The sequence below is a fragment of the Streptomyces caeruleatus genome (assembly GCF_001514235.1).
GTDB lineage: Bacteria > Actinomycetota > Actinomycetes > Streptomycetales > Streptomycetaceae > Streptomyces > Streptomyces caeruleatus.
This window is the reverse complement of record NZ_KQ948960.1, coordinates 1-1,092: the sequence shown is the minus strand read 5'-3', so window position 1 is coordinate 1,092 and position 1,092 is coordinate 1. Positions and strand designations below refer to the sequence as shown.

The 1,092-nt window shown below is 66.1% G+C and carries 1 protein-coding gene; it reads right to left on the bottom strand.

The window, feature by feature from the left end:
- Position 1: 1 nt before the first annotated feature.
- Positions 2-1,090 carry an IS630 family transposase gene (locus AQJ67_RS44135; RefSeq protein ID WP_062725830.1) on the bottom strand — a complete coding sequence of 363 codons (1,089 nt, stop codon included), beginning with the start codon at positions 1,088-1,090 and terminating at the stop codon, positions 2-4.
- Between the last annotated feature and the right edge of the window lie 2 nt (positions 1,091-1,092).

Genomic DNA, 1,092 nt, shown 5'->3' with positions numbered 1-1,092 from the left:
CCTAGTGTCCTGAGTCGTTAATTCGTGTGCAGTAGGCGGCGAGTGTGTCGAGGATGTCGTCGGCGGCCTTCGTCCAGACAAACGGCTTGGGGTTCTTGTTCCACTCGTTGATCCAGCTGCGGATGTCCCGTTCGAGTTCGACGACGTTGCGGTGTGCCGAGCGGCGGAGTTTGCGGCAGGTCAGCTCGGCGAACCATCGCTCGACGAGGTTGAGCCAGGACGCGCTGGTCGGGGTGAAGTGCAGGTGGAAGCGGGGGTGTCGTAGCAGCCACTTCTTGACCGGCTCGGTCTTGTGGGTGGCGTAGTTGTCCAGGACCAGGTGGAGTTCAAGGTGCTTGGGGACGGCTGCGTCGATGACCTTCAGGAAGCGGAGGAACTCCTGGTGGCGGTGGCGGCGGTAGTGCTGGGCTATGACCGAGCCGGAGGCGATGTCCAGGGCGGCGAACAGGCTGGTCGTGCCGTGCCGGACGTAGTCGTGCGTCATCTTCGCCGGCGTGGCAGGCGTCATCGGCAGCACGGGCTGGGTTCGGTCCAGCGCCTGTATCTGCGACTTCTCGTCCACCGCCAGGACCAGGGCGTTCTCCGGCGGCGACAGGTAAATGCCCACCACGTCACGGACCTTGGTCACGAACTGCGGGTCGGTCGACAGCTTCCACGTCTCCACGATGTGCGGCTTGAGGCCGAACGCCCGCCAGATCCGCGAGACAGCCGCCTGCGACATGCCCGCCGCCTCGGCCATCGAACGCGTCGACCAGTGCGAATCACCCGTCGGCGGCGCCTGGTCAAGGGTCCTGGCGACCAGGGCTTCGACCTGCTCGTCCGTAATCTTCCGCGGCGCCCCCGAACGCGGCCGGTCCACCAGGCCCTCCAGCCGGTCGGCGGCAAACCGGGACCGCCACTTACGCACCGTCTCCCGCGAGACGCCCAAGTCGTCCGCGACCTGTGCGTTCGGCAGACCCTCTGCGCACGCCAGCACGATCATCGACCGCAACACCAGTGCCTGAGACGCGGTCTGTTTGCGCAACCAGCCCCGCAACACCCTGCGTTCGTGATCGGACAACTCCAGCGACAACGGCTTCGGACCGGGCATCA

Bases quoted from the DNA above. Each gene is read 5' to 3' on its own strand.
- AQJ67_RS44135 (WP_062725830.1), bottom strand. From the start codon at position 1,090: ATGCCCGGTCCGAAGCCGTTGTCGCTGGAGTTGTCCGATCACGAACGC.